Source organism: Sulfitobacter sp. M05 (assembly GCF_029285175.1).
Taxonomy (GTDB): domain Bacteria; phylum Pseudomonadota; class Alphaproteobacteria; order Rhodobacterales; family Rhodobacteraceae; genus Sulfitobacter.
Genome location: NZ_JABEDH010000003.1, coordinates 20,339 through 34,527, shown reverse-complemented (window position 1 = coordinate 34,527; position 14,189 = coordinate 20,339). Strand labels below are relative to the sequence as shown.

Genomic DNA, 14,189 nt, shown 5'->3' with positions numbered 1-14,189 from the left:
TTTGAAATGACACTCCCATCTTCCTCCAAGATCATCATCATCGGCGGCGGCATCATCGGCTGTTCCACGGCCTATCATCTGGCGCAAATGGGCCACGACGTGCTGTTGCTGGAAAAGGCACAGCTGACTTCCGGCTCGACATGGCACGCTGCCGGTCTGGTCGGGCAATTGCGTTCAAGCGCCAATATCACCCAACTTCTGGGCTATTCGATCGAACTGTATAACAAGCTTGAGGCGGAAACCGGCCTTGCCACCGGATGGAAAATGAACGGCGGTTTGCGGCTTGCCTGTAATCAGGAACGCTGGACCGAGGTCAAACGACAAGCCACCACAGCCCATAGTTTCGGCCTTGATATGCAGCTGTTGACGCCGCAAGAGGCGCAGGATCTGTGGCCCCTAATGGATATCGGTGATGTTGTGGGCGCGGCGTTTCTGCCAACTGACGGTCAGGCCAGCCCCTCCGATATCACACAGGCCTTAGCCAAAGGTGCCCGAGCCAAAGGCGCGCAACTGCTTGAAAACACGCCCGTCACCGAGATTTTGACCGAAAAGGGCAAGATCGTCGGCGTGCGTACCCCGCAGGGCGATATCACCTGCGAAAAGTTGGTGCTATGTTGCGGACAATGGACCCGAACATTGGCAAAATCCATCGGGGTGACGGTGCCTTTGGTGTCCGTGGAACACCAATACATGATCACCGAAGCTTTTGGTGTGCCCTCCGATCTGCCAACCCTACGCGATCCCGACCGGCTGACCTATTACAAGGAAGAAGTCGGCGGATTGGTCATGGGCGGCTATGAACCCAATGGCATTCCTTGGGCGAAAAACGGCATCCCCGACCCGTTTGATTTCCAATTGCTGGACTCAAATTTCGATCACTTTGAACAACTGGTTGAACTGGCCCTGCCCCGCGTTCCGGCATTGGAAACCACAGGCATTAAACAACTGATCAACGGCCCCGAAAGCTTTACCCCCGACGGGAATTTCATCCTTGGCGAAGCGCCCGAAATGGCCAATGTTTTTGTCGGTGCCGGCTTTAATGCCTTTGGCATCGCATCTGGTGGTGGCGCAGGCATGGCGCTGGCCGAGTGGGTCGCGAAGGGAGAGCCGCCCTATGATCTCTGGCCGGTCGACATTCGCCGCTTTGGCCGCCCGCACACGGATGAGGACTGGGTGCGCGCCCGCACGATGGAAGCCTACGGCAAGCATTACACCATGGCATGGCCCTCTGAGGAACACAGCAGTGGCCGCCCCTGCCGCCGCTCGCCGCTCTATGCTGCCTTGCAGGACAGCGGTGCGGTGTTTGGTGAAAAACTAGGTTGGGAACGCCCGAACTGGTTCGCTGAAGCGGGCGAAGACGCACGTGATATCTACACCTTCGACCGCCCAAACTGGCACGCCCCAGTCGCGCGCGAACACAAGGCCGCACGCGAGGCAGCAGTGCTGTTTGACCAGACTTCATTTGCGAAATTTATCCTCAAGGGCCCGGACGCCGAAGAGGCGTTGAACTGGATCGCCGCCAACCGTGTGGACAAACCTGTGGGGGGGATCATCTATACCCAAATGCTGAACGATCACGGCGGGATCGAATGTGATTTGACCTGTGTGCGCACCGCCGAAGATGAATATTACATCGTCACCGGCACCGGCTTTGCCACCCATGATTTCGACTGGATTTCCCGTAACATTCCCAAAGGTATGAACGCACAGCTGGTCGATGTGACCTCTTCTAACGCGGTCCTGTCGCTGTTCGGCCCGAAAGCCCGAGACATTCTTGAACAATGCACCCGAGATGACGTTAGCCACGTAGGGTTCGCCTTTGGGCAGGCCCGCACCATCGGCATCGCCGGATGTCCGGTTCTTGCCCTGCGCATCACTTATGTGGGGGAATTGGGGTGGGAATTGCACCTGCCAACCGAATATGCCCTGACGGTCTTTGCCGCGCTGCACGAGGCGGGTGCGCACCTTGGCCTGCGCAATGCCGGGTACCGCGCAATTGAAACCCTGCGTCTGGAAAAAGGCTATCGTGCATGGAGTTCGGACATCGGGCCGGACCACACACCGGACGAGGCAGGCCTTGGCTGGGCGGTAAAGATGAAATCCAACATCCCGTTTAAGGGCCGCGAAGCGGTGCAATCCCAACGTGAAAGCGGTGTCAAAAAGATTATGGCGACCTTTACCTGTGACGGCGAGGTTATCCTGTCGGGCCGCGAAACGATCTATCGCAATGGGGAACGTTGCGGCTGGCTGTCCTCGGCAGGGTATGGGCATACGTTGGGGGAAAGCATCGGCATGGGCTATGTACGCAGCGACCAAGCCATTGATAAGGAATATGTTTTATCTGGTGATTACGAGCTGGAGGTGGCCACCCATCGGGTTAAGGCCAAGGTGACATTGGCCCCGCTCTATGATCCGAAGATGGCAAAGGTAAAATCCTGACAGGGCTACGAACCCGCCGGAAACTGCGCTACCCTATATCGCAACTGGTCCAGGAAAGCCCCCGAATGAGCGCCGCTGATAAGCCGATTGCCTATATGCAACGCACCCGCGACTATTATCAGGCGCTGGGGTATGGTGCGCCTTATGATTGGGCCAGTTTTATAGATGTCCCCTTTGCCCCGCTCACAAAACCCTTGGCAGAATGCACCCTTGGCCTGATCACAACTGCGGCGCTTTTTCAGCCAGACAAGGGCGATCAAGGCCCCGGCGCACCCTATAATGCTGCGGCCAAATTTTATGAGGTTTATGCACATCCAACCTTGGGCACGCCAGATCTGCGCATTTCCCATATCGCCATCGACCGCGACCACACCACCGCCGAGGACCAGGCAAGCTATTTCCCGCTGACCGCCTTAAAAAATGTAGTGGCTGGTGGACGTATCGGCAAATTAGCTGATCATTTTTTCGGATTGCCGACCAACCGGTCCCAACGCATAACCCTCGAAGTGGACAGCCCGGCCCTTATTGAGCTTTGCCGCGAAAACGGCATCGACACAGCCCTACTGGTGCCCAATTGTCCGGTGTGCCACCAATCCGTTTCAATCGCGGCCCGCCAATTGGAAGAGGCCGGCATTACAACCGTCATCATGGGATGCGCCAAGGATATCGTCGAACATGCCGGTGTTCCACGTTTCCTGTTCAACGATTTTCCACTGGGGAATGCCGCAGGCCGGCCAAAGGATACCGCGTCACAGGCCGCGGTCCTGAACATGGCGCTGGACCTTTTGGAAAGTGCGCAGCACCCCCGCACAACCCTGCACTCGGGCCTTGAATGGATCGGTGCCCCGCGGTGGAAAGACGACTATTCCAATGCGGCCAAACTCTCACCGCAAGAAATCAAATGCCGCAAACAAGCCTTCGACGCTGGCAAGGTGACAGCCAAACAAGTGCAGAACCGCTAGCCCTTGGCCGTGTTGGTTTCCGCGCGTTTTGCTTGCTAAGAATTTTCGAATTTGGCCTGAAACATAACGCACCCCTTTTCGCGTTCGATCAGAGGAAGAGGCAGCGAACAAGTGTTTCAAGTTAAACTCGAAACGTTATAAGTCACAATTGGCCACAAGCTGGTCTTGCATAGGTCTCGATTTTGCGTGACAACCGTCCTCAGCGGTCCCGTAGCTCAACTGGATAGAGCACCTGACTTCTAATCAGGGGGTTGGGGGTTCGAGTCCTCCCGGGATCGCCAGTTGTTCGTTGGTGGGCGTCAGATGACTTTGGCTTTTACGTCACAACATTGACCCAAGTGACTTGCCAGACGAACAACAGACCGTCAGGGACTATGCGACGCTTTCGCAAAATCAGCCCATACTGTGAATGCGTTTTCATGCCGCGCGCTAGGGTCAGGACCCTAGCAACGCGAATATTACCGCAGCACGACATATCGCTACGCTGCTGCGCGGCGGCAAGACTTGGCATTGGCGATAGCAAAACGCTTAAGGCTTTATTCCAGAGCCGTGGATGTGTTTCAGTAAAAATTGTTCCGAATGCTGTTCAAGCCCTAAACCGCGATGCGTTGATCGTTCGCATCAAAGGCAAAAGCCGTGTTGTTATCAAAGTCGAGCTCGATTGCTTCACCAACAGAGGTGCTGTCTTGTCCAAACAGACGAACTGTCATCGGCTCTTGCGCAGTAGTGGAGATAAGAAGGTTTGTATCACCGCCCAAACGCTCAACATGGGTAACAGTCCCTTTGATCCGCCCCCCTTTTTCCAATCGCAGGTGTTCAGGTCGGATACCAAATGTACCACCTTGGGGCATATCAACAGGCGCCTGTTGCAGAAAGTTCATCGCGGGAGAGCCCAAAAAACCAGCGACAAACTTGTTCGCAGGATTGTTGTACAGATCCATTGGGCTGCCGATCTGCTCAACACGTCCGTCCCTCAGCACGACGATCTTGTCCGCTAGCGTCATCGCTTCAGTTTGGTCGTGGGTCACATAAATCATAGATGCACTCAGCGTGCGGTGCAGTTCAGCAATTTCAATGCGTGTATTCATCCGCAGCGCGGCATCAAGGTTGGAAAGCGGTTCATCAAACAAGAACAGCTTGGGCTCGCGCACAATGGCACGCCCAATAGCCACTCGCTGACGCTGACCCCCTGATAAATCTGACGGGCGGCGATCCACATACGCAGTCAAATCAAGCATCTGTACCGCTTTGGTGACCCGTTCATCAATTACCGACTTCGGTTGCTTTTCCTGCTTGAGGCCAAGGGCCATGTTATCCCGCACGCTCAGATGCGGATAAAGCGCGTAGGATTGAAACACCATTGCAATGCCGCGTTTCGCGGGTGGCGTGTTGTTGACGACATCGCCGCCAATGCTGACCGTACCGTCGGTTGCGTCTTCCAGCCCTGCGATCACACGCAACAGGGTAGATTTGCCACAGCCAGACGGGCCGACAAATACAACAAATTCACCATCCTCAACCGTCAGGTTGATGTCTTTGAGAACTTCCACACTGCCAAAGGATTTACAAACATTGGTAAGGGTCAGAGCAGTCATCGGGTTTCTCCTAGTGTCATTGGGTGGCCAGACCGGATACTTTCATCGGCAGCTAGGCAAATTGCGAGGGATTGGACGGCATCATCCATGTGCCGTGACAGGTCGGCATCAGTTTTGACAGCGTCGATCATGAAGGCCGCTTGTGCATCACACAGGTCTTGATGGCCGGGCTCGTTGTGTATTTCGATCAGTTGATCGTCGGACGGGCGATGGACCAGAATGCCACCCACCTTAGTGTGACCATCGATGTCATCGGACGCGCCCTTGTGGCCGTCGGTGATCGACACGGCCCCGTTGGGCGACACCACGTCTTTCACAAAGAACGCGGTTTCCGACATCATCGGGCCCCATCCGGCCTCATACCAACCGACAGAGCCATCCTCAAACCAGACCTGAAGCTGGCCGTAGTTGTACATGCTGGGCGCAATCTCATCTGACAACCGCAGTCCCATGCCATTGACGCGCACAGGCTTGGCATCTGTGATTTGGCACATGACATCAACATAATGCACACCGCAGTCGACGATTGGAGAGGTGTTCTCCATCAGGGCCTTATGCGTCTTCCATGTGTCACCATCAGATTGCTGATTGAGGTTCATACGGAACACATATGGCCCGCCAAGGTCGCGCGCCTCAGTAATCAGGCGTTGCCAACTGGGGTGATGGCGCAGGATATATCCCACAACCAGCTTGCGGCCCAACCGTTCAGCAGCAGCCACAACGCGGCGCGCATCATCCACTGTGGTCGCCAGTGGCTTTTCGACGAACACATCCGCCCCCGCCTCCATCGCAGCAATCGCATAGTCGGCGTGACTGTCGGAATAGGTTGCGATACAAACCAAATCAGGCTTCAGCGCGAGACCTTCGGCAAATGTCGTGACCCACGGGTAGTTCAGCAGCGCCTCTGGCAGATCTACCGCAGATCGGTTCACCAGCCCAATAACATCCGCGTCGGGATGGGTGTGATAGGCCAGCGCATGGCTGCGCCCCATATTTCCCAGACCTGCGACCAGGACCCTCATTTGACTGCACCGGATGTGATGCCCCGGATCAATTGCCGTGAGAATACAACGTAGAGCGCCATGACCGGCAGGATGGCCAGCGACAGGGCCGACAGCACTGCGTTCCAGTCGGTCACGAACTGCCCGATAAAGACCTGGCTGCCCAGCGTCAGTGTTTTGACCTCTTCGGCTGGCGCGAGGATCAATGGGAACCACAGATCATTCCAGATCGGGATCATGTTGAAAACGGCGACCGTCGCCATCGCAGGGCGTACCAGCGGCAGGACCAGCACAAAGAAGATACGGTATTCAGACAGGCCATCAATGCGGCCCGCGTTCTTCAGGTCATCACTGACCTGACGCATGAATTCAGACAGGATAAACACGGCCAGCGGCAGGCCTTGCGCCGTATAAACAAGGATCAGCGCCCACAGTGTGTTCACCAGACCAGTTTGCACCATCATTTCCAGAATGGCGACGGTGCCGATCCGAATGGGGATCATTATGCCGAGTGCCAGATACAGCCCTATCAGCGTGTTGCCCTTGAATCGGTATTCAGCAAGGGCAAAGGCGGCCATGGCCCCAAAAAGCAGGATGAAGAAAAGCGATCCCACGGTCACGATCATGGAGTTTTGAAAGTAGAGAAAAAAATCCCCTTGTTTCAACACGGTTTCATATCCGATCAGTGAAAAGCTCTCCGAATTTGGCAATGCCAGAGGTTCGCGAAAGATTGACCTGCGATCCTTGAAGCTGTTGATCACGATCACAAAGACCGGGAACAGGGCGATCAGTACATAGAGGATCAGCGCACCGTGGGCAGCAAATGTATTGAGGCGATTTTGACGTGCGGCATTCATTTTCATTCTCCTCAGAACTGGTAGCGGCGCATGCGCGACTGGATACCGAAAAGGTACAGGCACACACCGATGAGGATGATTGCAAACATGGCCGAAGCGATGGTCGATCCCATATGCGGGTCACCCAATTGCAGTTGGAAGCCAAAGAACGTGCGATACATAAACGTACCCAGAATATCCGTGGAAAAGTCCGGCCCTGCCAGAGCGCCTTGTGCGGCATAGATCAGGTCAAAGGCGTTAAAGTTTGCCACGAACGTCAGGATTGAAATGATCCCGATAGATGGCAAAATCAGCGGCAGTTTGATCTTCCAGAAAGCGGACAGCCCCGTGATCCCTTCGACCTCTGCGGCTTCCAGAATTTCGTCCGGGATTGACAGCAGGGCCGCGTAGATCAGCATCATTGGGATACCGACAAACTGCCAGACTGACACCAGTGACAAGGTGGTCAGGGCGTATTCCTCTTTGCCCAGCCACGGGGCGTAAAGCGACTTGAGGCCAACTGCGTCCAGCATACCCGGGGCAATGCCCCAGATGGGCGACAGGATCAGCTTCCAGGCAAAGCCCACGATAACAAAGGACAGGATTGTAGGGATAAAGATGGCAGAGCGATAAAATGCGGCGAAGCGCAGTTTGGGGTGGCTCAGAATGGCGGCCAGTGCAATCCCGATCGGGTTTTGCACCAGCATATGGACGATGAAGAACCAAAAGTTGTTCCCCAATGCGTTCCAGAATTGGGTGGACCAGACCGTATCACCGAACAAAGTCTTGAAGTTCTGCAAACCGACATAGACCCGGGCCTGGTCCACTTCGGTGAACAACGATAGGCGCAGCGTGTTGAACAGCGGGTAGATCATCACGGCGGTGTAGACCAACACTGCGGGAGCCAAGAACACAACAATGTGCCAACGGAAGCGTGGTTTTTCTGTCATTTGCTCGGCCCTTCAAATTGATACGATCCATTTGAAAAGCGCCGGACGGACGCCTTGCAGATAGGTCATTGTGTGAGTAGATACGGCCCCGCGCGACGATCAGTGTCGCGCAGAGCCAGAAAGGTAACTTTACTGCTGTGGTTCGTACCAGCTTGCCAGACCCTTTTGCAGGCGTGCGCCAGCGTCTTCGGGGCTTTCCTCGCCCTTGATTACCGCCACGGAAGCATTCCATGTGTCGTTCTCAAGGTTGGGCGTACCGCGCGACAGGATCTGATAAGTAGACCGGATCGAGCTTTCGCATTCACCGCGCCAAGAGATGAATTCTTGTGCGAGTGGATCTTCAAGCGTGACCGGTGCGTCCGACAGCGGGAAGAAACCCGGCAGAGCGTTGGCAAAGATCGTCGCGAATTCGGATGAACCAACCCAGTTCAGGAACGTCGCAGCGGCTTCGGGGTTATCGGTCGCGGCGTTCATTCCGATGCCGATGTCGGTGTGATCCGAGATATAGCAGGTGTCGCCAGCGTTCTGGACGGGGGGGTAAAAGGCACCCATTTCGAAATCGACCAAGTTGTTAAAGCCAGAGATCTCCCAAGACCCCGCCGGATAGATCGCCGCGCGGCCAAGCGTGAAGATGTTCTGGCTGTCTGGATAGGTCTGTGCCTCAAACCCGTCGCCGAGATATTCGCCCCAGCGGGCCAACTGGCGATATGGGGCAACCCAGCCTTCGTCTGTCAACGATTGGTCACCAGCCAGCAAGGCCAAGCGGCCCTCTTCGCCTTTCCAGTAGTTTGGACCGATGTTGTTATAGCCCATGGTTGCGGCTTCCCACTGGTCGTTCGTGCCCATCGCCATCGGAATGTAGCTGCCATCTTCTTTGATCGTGTCGAGGGCGGCAAAGAACTCTTCTTCAGTTGCAGGCGCTTCGATGCCCAGCTCGGCAAAGGCGTCTTTGTTATAGATAAAGCCGTGGATCACGGACGCCATTGGCACGCAGAACTGGACGGATGCGTCATCTGTGCTCCATCCAGACTTGGCCACAGGTGAAAAGTTCGCCATGCCGTCAAGATCGCTAATGTCAGCCAGATGCCCGGCCTCATAGAGCGCCAGAGAGGCATCAAATGGTCGGCAGGTGATGATGTCACCAGCAGAGCCTGCATCAAGTTTGGAATTCAACACAGCGTTATACTCGGCTGGTGCAGATGGCGTGAAGTTCAGTTTGATGCCCGGATGAGCCGCCTCAAACGCTGGAATGATCTTGTTTTGCCAGATGGCAAGATCATCATTGCGCCAGCTTTCGATTGTCAGTGTAACATCTTGCGCGGCGGCGGCCCCTGCAAGCACAGACGTGGCCATCATGGCTCCGATCAAAGTAGATTTCTTCATGGTCTTCTCCCTAAATTGACGTGTTTGTCCGGTTTGATTTCAGTGATGAAAAACAAGGGCCAAGTTGGCCGCTGCTTTGCTCAAGCAAGATATTTGCTTCTTCGAGTGAACACCCGGCGGCGACAAGAATGGCAGGTTTGACGCGTCCACCTGCTTTTGTGATTGCGTCCTCTGCCAGTTCTGCGGAAACGCCTGCAATGCGCGAAACCATGTTGGTCGCCCGCCGCACGAGCTTGGCATTGTCGGCTATGAAGTTGACCATTTCACCACGATAGACGTGACCCAATTCGACGCCCATCAAACTGGACAAGAGGTTAAGCGCAGCTTTCTGTGCGGTCCCGGCACCTAGTCGCGTGGATCCAGCAATGACTTCTGGCGGCGTCGCAATGCAGATCGGTTCATCTGCAATGTTTAATAGGGGTGTGTCCGGATTGTTGGCGATGCCGATGACAACTGCCGATTTCCGCTGTGCCGCGCGCGCCACAGCGAGCGCGAAGGGTGTGGAGCCGCTGGCCGTCAGAACGATCACAACATCGCCCTCAGAAATTGTGTCAGAGATCAGCTCAACTGCTTCCTCGTCATCTTCAGCATCACCCGGCATATGTGCATCCACAGGAACACCACCGGCCATATGGATATAAATTTTCTCAGATGGGATGCCGAACGTTCCACGCAGCTCGCTGGCATCGGCAAGAGCCATAAGCCCAGAACTCCCTGCCGCCGCGTAGTGCAAGCTATTATTTGACCCAATTGCAACGGCCATCCTATGCGAAGCTCTTAAAATCAAATGCTCTGCAGCCCTCACCGCGTCAATGGCTGCGGATTGACCATCAAGCAAAAAACCCGCCGCATCAGCCGGCGACCGCACATCTATGTGCTGCCCCTCTGAAACCACTTCGGTTGCTGGCAATGACATTCGAATCCCCCCACTGCCAACACAATACCTTTACAATACCATTTGTCTACCACTTCTTTTTCAGAGGTGATTTCCGTAAAAAATCAGAGGCCAATATAAGACTTTTTGCGTACAAGGGGCTATCCTTACGGGAAAAGGTATCTTATAGGCATTATATGTCCGATTCATTTCATACCCTCCTTATTGGCGTCGATGGCGGCGGCACCGGATGTCGGGTTGTTATCGGCACGACGGCGGATGGAGCCCTTGCCCGCGCAGAAGGCGGCCGCGCGAACGTTGCATCAGACCCTGAGCTTGCGATCAAGAACGTCATCGATACTGTTGAAGCTGCCGCATCAAAAGGTATGATCGATTTAGAACAGCTAAAGGGCGCAACCGCTCATCTCGGCCTCGCCGGAGTTATGACCAGCCAAGACGCTGGTAACGTTGCCGCCGCTGTCCCTTATAAAAATGTCACTGTTACCGACGACCGCCCAACAGCACTCAATGGCGCATTTGGCGGGCAGGACGGGTTCTTGTTGTCTGTCGGGACAGGAACAATTGCAGCTGCGAAAATAGACGGGACCTATCGAAGCGTTGACGGCTGGGGCTTTTTTGTTGGCGATCATGCATCTGGGTCTTGGCTTGGCCATAAATGCCTGCGCCAAGTCTTGTTGTGCCATGACGAAATAGCACCACACAGTGACTTGACCCGCGCAGTGTTCGCCAAATTTAACAACGATCCCAATGAAATTGTCGCCTTCAGTAGGTCTGCGAAGCCCGGCGACTATGGCGTGTTTGCCCCTGAGGTCGTGGAAAGTGCGGGTGTCGGAGACCCTGTGGGAAAAAAGCTATTCGAGAAAGGTGCAGGCCACCTGATGCGGTGCTTGAGCGCCCTGCGGTTCAATGCGGGTGATCCACTCTGCCTGACAGGGGGAGTGGGGCCACATTACGCAAAATACTTGCCTGACGAAATCACTGCTGGGCTAATCGACCGTCGTGGAAACGCCCTGGATGGCGCTTTTGCCCTTGCCAGAGAAAGCGTTGAGAACAGCCAGGAGGGCCTCTCATGAGTATAGCAAACTTCCTAGCTCCTGATAGTTGGCTGAAATCGGACGGCGGCCCGCGTTATATGCAGCTGCGCAGACGGGTGAGTGACGGTGTGAAGCAAGGCGTCCTCAAACCCGGCAGCCCTTTGCCGCCGGAGCGCGAAATCGCCGCCATTACCGAAACCTCACGGGTTACAGTTCGCAAAGCATTTCAGGCTCTCGCAGAGGACGGGATCATTGTCCAAAAGCAAGGGCACGGCTCTTTCATAGCATCCAACACGCCCCAACTCGAACAATCCTTGTCGCGGCTGACATCCTTTAGCGAAGACATGTCGCGGCGGGGAATGACGTCGACAAGTGTCTGGCTGGAGCGTGGCATATTTATGCCGTCACCGGATGAGGTATTGGCACTTGCCCTGACCCCTGATGCGTCTGTCTCGAGGATCGCCCGCCTGAGAACCGCTGATGACAAACCTATGGCTATCGAACGGGCCTCGCTCTCAACAGAGATGCTTCCGAACCCCTTGGAAGTCGAGACCTCGCTCTATGAAGTCTTGGAGCGTTCCGGGTTGCGGCCTCATCGCGCGCTTCAAAAAATCTCGGCGATAAACCTGCAAGAGGAGGATGCAAACCTGTTGGACATTCCGGCAGGCGCCGCAGGGCTACGGATCGAACGCACCTCCTATCTTCGTGACGGCCGGGTCGTCGAATTCACTCAATCAATCTATCGTGGAGACGCCTACAACTTCGTAGCTGAGCTTCGCCTTGCCAAAGAGTAGGTAAAGACTATGCCAACCGTACAAACCCAAATGCGCACAGAAGTGCTGGAAATTCCTGTGGCAGCGGAGCGCTTGCTGTCCAACGGTGGCGACGCAGTAAGACGGGCCGCCGATGCTGTCCGTGCCCGCGACCCCCAGTTTATGGTCAGCGTGGCACGCGGTTCATCAGACCATGTCGCGACCTATCTGAAATATGCATCAGAACTGCTTCTCGCCACTCCGATTGCATCTATCGGACCTTCCATCGCCTCAATCTACGGTCGCAAACTCAAGCTTGACAGAAGCGTCTGTCTTTCAGTTTCTCAATCGGGCAAAAGCCCGGACATCGTAGAGATGGCGCGAATGGCTCGTGAAGGTGGTGCGCTGTCGATTGCAATGACAAATCATACAGATAGCCCTCTCGCACAAGTAGCTGACCATACGCTGAACCTGCATGCTGGTCCTGAAATCAGTGTTGCCGCGACCAAGACTTTTGTAAACTCCGCCATCGCCGGTATCTGGTTCTTGGCAGAGTGTGCCGATGACGATGACCTGCGCCGTGCGATTTTTGATCTGCCTTCAAAGCTGGAAATAGCCGTGCAGCTTGACTGGCCGGAGGTTCGTGCCGCTTTGGGTGGCCGCAACTCAATATTCTGTCTTGGGCGCGGGCCTGCTTGTGCAATCTCGAACGAAGCAGCGTTGAAATTCAAAGAAACCTGCCAAATCCATGCCGAGTCCTACTCGTCCGCCGAAGTGCTTCATGGACCGGTCTCTATCGTTGATGGTGGTTTCCCTGTGATCGGTCTTGCATCAAAAGACGAAGCCGAACCCCCTTTGGCCAAGGTCGCAGATGAGATCGCCACTAAGGGTGCGAGCGTGTTCGCCACAAGCAACATGGTTGATAGGGCAACTCAGCTGGACACCATAAGGACCGGACATGCACTCACTGATCCGATTAGTCTGATCGCGACTTTCTATTCCATGGTCGAACGGGTCGCAGAATCGCGGGGAATCAATCCAGACGCACCACGTCATCTTAAAAAAGTGACTGAAACGGTATGACCGCACTCTCAAGGGCCTTTGTGGGAGCGGGCATTCACGACGGTATCGATCTTTATGACAATCACGCTTTCGTTGTTTATGCCGACAGCTCGCGCGGCATAATCCCGCGCCAGGACTTGCCGACAGACTGCCGCACGGAATATCTGCAGGGCGGCATCATCACGCCGGGCTTTGTTGATCTGCAAATCAACGGCGGTGGCGGGGTCATGTTCAACGATGACCAGTCAGTTGAGGCACTGCAAATAATTGCGACCGCTCATGCTTCTATTGGGACTGCTGCGGTACTGCCGACCTTGATCACCGACACACCAGAACGCACGAGAGCGGCAATCACTGCAATAGAACAGGCGATTGCTGAACGCGTTGAAGGTATCGTAGGCATCCATCTGGAAGGACCACACCTGTCTGTGGCACGGAAAGGCGCGCACGATCCGAGCCTGATCCGACGAATGGATGACGATGACGTTGCCACCGTATTGCGTGCGGCCGAGCGCCTGCCCAACGTCATGATGACCGTCGCGCCCGAGAACACAAGCAACGCCCAAATTCGCAGGATGTCTGACGCAGGTGTCGTAGTCTCGCTCGGCCACACTGACGCAGATTTTGAAACCTGCATGGCGGCCTTCGATTCTGGCGCGCTCTGCGTCACACATCTATTCAATGCGATGAGCCAACTGGGCAATCGTGAGCCCGGTCTCGTCGGTGCGACACTCGCGCGCGACGACATCTATGCGGGACTCATTGCGGACGGGATTCATGTTCATCCCGCAACGATCCGCATCGCGTTGGCCGCCGCCCAAAAAAGCGAGCGGATCATGCTCGTGACGGATGCGATGGCCACCGCCGGATCAACAATTTCTGGATTTGATTTGAATGGCCGACATGTGGTCAGGAAAGATCAGCGGTTGACCTTGATTGACGGAACTTTGGCAGGGGCTGATCTTGAAATGACGCAAGCTCTGTCCACTATGGTGAATTCTGTAGGCGATCGCCTGGTTGATGCAATTCGCCGAGCGACAGCGACACCAATGACTCTCCTCCGCGGGTTCACTGGCACCCGCCCGCTTTTTGAAACAAGACTTCCCCCAAACTACCTCCAAGATGATCTTTCGACAGTTGCGCGATTACCAATCTAACCCAGTGAATATGAGGCTTAGGTTCAGGACCCTAAGCCAAGATTCAACAGCGTGCGTTTGTTATGGACGTCAGAGTTTTCTCACCGTCCGACCTTGGCAAAGGGCGCGGCCAGCCCCATGGCT

12 protein-coding genes and 1 tRNA gene are annotated in these 14,189 nt (G+C 55.2%); 7 read left to right on the top strand and 6 right to left on the bottom strand.

Going from position 1 to position 14,189, the window contains the following annotated elements; translation table 11 throughout:
* Positions 1-6: 6 nt before the first annotated feature.
* From HKX44_RS13865 to HKX44_RS13855, 3 genes are all read left to right on the top strand, one after another.
* Entirely contained in the window at positions 7-2,439 is a 2,433-nt protein-coding gene (locus tag HKX44_RS13865; RefSeq protein ID WP_276151956.1) for an FAD-dependent oxidoreductase, read from the top strand.
* A gap of 65 nt (positions 2,440-2,504) precedes the next feature.
* The gene (locus tag HKX44_RS13860) at positions 2,505-3,401 is read left to right on the top strand and encodes a glycine reductase (RefSeq protein WP_276151955.1); all 897 of its coding nucleotides are present in this window, start codon (positions 2,505-2,507) and stop codon (positions 3,399-3,401) included.
* 204 nt (positions 3,402-3,605) lie between these two features.
* A tRNA-Arg gene (locus tag HKX44_RS13855) sits at positions 3,606-3,682 on the top strand.
* Positions 3,683-3,994: 312 nt separating this feature from the next.
* Here the strand turns inward: HKX44_RS13855 and HKX44_RS13850 are convergent.
* The 6 genes from HKX44_RS13850 to HKX44_RS13825 form a co-directional block, all read right to left on the bottom strand.
* Positions 3,995-4,996, bottom strand: coding sequence for an ABC transporter ATP-binding protein (locus tag HKX44_RS13850; RefSeq protein ID WP_276151954.1), 1,002 nt, complete (start codon positions 4,994-4,996; stop codon positions 3,995-3,997).
* A complete protein-coding gene (locus tag HKX44_RS13845; protein WP_276151953.1) occupies positions 4,993-6,018 on the bottom strand; it encodes a Gfo/Idh/MocA family oxidoreductase in 1,026 nt (341 codons plus the stop codon). The genes HKX44_RS13850 and HKX44_RS13845 overlap by 4 nt, the downstream gene beginning before the upstream one ends.
* Positions 6,015-6,854, bottom strand: coding sequence for a carbohydrate ABC transporter permease (locus HKX44_RS13840; RefSeq protein ID WP_276151952.1), 840 nt, complete (start codon positions 6,852-6,854; stop codon positions 6,015-6,017). Before HKX44_RS13840 ends, HKX44_RS13845 begins: the two co-directional genes overlap by 4 nt.
* An 11-nt stretch (positions 6,855-6,865) precedes the next feature.
* A complete protein-coding gene (locus HKX44_RS13835) occupies positions 6,866-7,783 on the bottom strand; it encodes a sugar ABC transporter permease (protein ID WP_276151951.1) in 918 nt (305 codons plus the stop codon).
* A 129-nt stretch (positions 7,784-7,912) separates the two neighbouring features.
* Positions 7,913-9,166: an ABC transporter substrate-binding protein gene (locus tag HKX44_RS13830; RefSeq protein ID WP_276151950.1), complete on the bottom strand. Its 1,254-nt coding sequence runs from the start codon at positions 9,164-9,166 to the stop codon at positions 7,913-7,915.
* 10 nt (positions 9,167-9,176) lie between these two features.
* Complete coding sequence (locus HKX44_RS13825; protein WP_276151949.1) at positions 9,177-10,082, bottom strand: N-acetylmuramic acid 6-phosphate etherase; 906 nt, start codon at positions 10,080-10,082, stop codon at positions 9,177-9,179.
* On the opposite strand from HKX44_RS13825, the gene HKX44_RS13820 reads away from it, so the two are divergent.
* The 4 genes from HKX44_RS13820 to nagA are packed head-to-tail and all read left to right on the top strand — an operon-like array spanning position 10,076 to position 14,066.
* On the top strand, positions 10,076-11,134 hold the full coding sequence (locus HKX44_RS13820; protein WP_276151948.1) for a BadF/BadG/BcrA/BcrD ATPase family protein: 1,059 nt from the start codon (positions 10,076-10,078) through the stop codon (positions 11,132-11,134). The genes HKX44_RS13825 and HKX44_RS13820 overlap by 7 nt on opposite strands.
* Positions 11,131-11,889: a GntR family transcriptional regulator gene (locus HKX44_RS13815; protein ID WP_276151947.1), complete on the top strand. Its 759-nt coding sequence runs from the start codon at positions 11,131-11,133 to the stop codon at positions 11,887-11,889. The genes HKX44_RS13820 and HKX44_RS13815 overlap by 4 nt, the downstream gene beginning before the upstream one ends.
* A 9-nt stretch (positions 11,890-11,898) precedes the next feature.
* Positions 11,899-12,930: an SIS domain-containing protein gene (locus tag HKX44_RS13810; protein WP_276151946.1), complete on the top strand. Its 1,032-nt coding sequence runs from the start codon at positions 11,899-11,901 to the stop codon at positions 12,928-12,930.
* Positions 12,927-14,066 carry an N-acetylglucosamine-6-phosphate deacetylase gene (gene nagA, locus HKX44_RS13805; RefSeq protein WP_276151945.1) on the top strand — a complete coding sequence of 380 codons (1,140 nt, stop codon included), beginning with the start codon at positions 12,927-12,929 and terminating at the stop codon, positions 14,064-14,066. Before HKX44_RS13810 ends, nagA begins: the two co-directional genes overlap by 4 nt.
* The last annotated feature ends 123 nt before the right edge of the window (positions 14,067-14,189 follow it).

Coding starts and splice junctions, on each gene's coding strand:
- HKX44_RS13815 (WP_276151947.1), top strand. CDS start 11,131: ATGAGTATAGCAAACTTCCTAGCTCCTGATAGTTGGCTGAAATCGGAC.
- HKX44_RS13820 (WP_276151948.1), top strand. CDS start 10,076: ATGACATTCGAATCCCCCCACTGCCAACACAATACCTTTACAATACCA.
- nagA (WP_276151945.1), top strand. CDS start 12,927: ATGACCGCACTCTCAAGGGCCTTTGTGGGAGCGGGCATTCACGACGGT.
- HKX44_RS13810 (WP_276151946.1), top strand. CDS start 11,899: ATGCCAACCGTACAAACCCAAATGCGCACAGAAGTGCTGGAAATTCCT.
- HKX44_RS13830 (WP_276151950.1), bottom strand. CDS start 9,166: ATGAAGAAATCTACTTTGATCGGAGCCATGATGGCCACGTCTGTGCTT.
- HKX44_RS13840 (WP_276151952.1), bottom strand. CDS start 6,854: ATGAATGCCGCACGTCAAAATCGCCTCAATACATTTGCTGCCCACGGT.
- HKX44_RS13825 (WP_276151949.1), bottom strand. CDS start 10,082: ATGTCATTGCCAGCAACCGAAGTGGTTTCAGAGGGGCAGCACATAGAT.
- HKX44_RS13850 (WP_276151954.1), bottom strand. CDS start 4,996: ATGACTGCTCTGACCCTTACCAATGTTTGTAAATCCTTTGGCAGTGTG.
- HKX44_RS13865 (WP_276151956.1), top strand. CDS start 7: ATGACACTCCCATCTTCCTCCAAGATCATCATCATCGGCGGCGGCATC.
- HKX44_RS13835 (WP_276151951.1), bottom strand. CDS start 7,783: ATGACAGAAAAACCACGCTTCCGTTGGCACATTGTTGTGTTCTTGGCT.
- HKX44_RS13845 (WP_276151953.1), bottom strand. CDS start 6,018: ATGAGGGTCCTGGTCGCAGGTCTGGGAAATATGGGGCGCAGCCATGCG.
- HKX44_RS13860 (WP_276151955.1), top strand. CDS start 2,505: ATGAGCGCCGCTGATAAGCCGATTGCCTATATGCAACGCACCCGCGAC.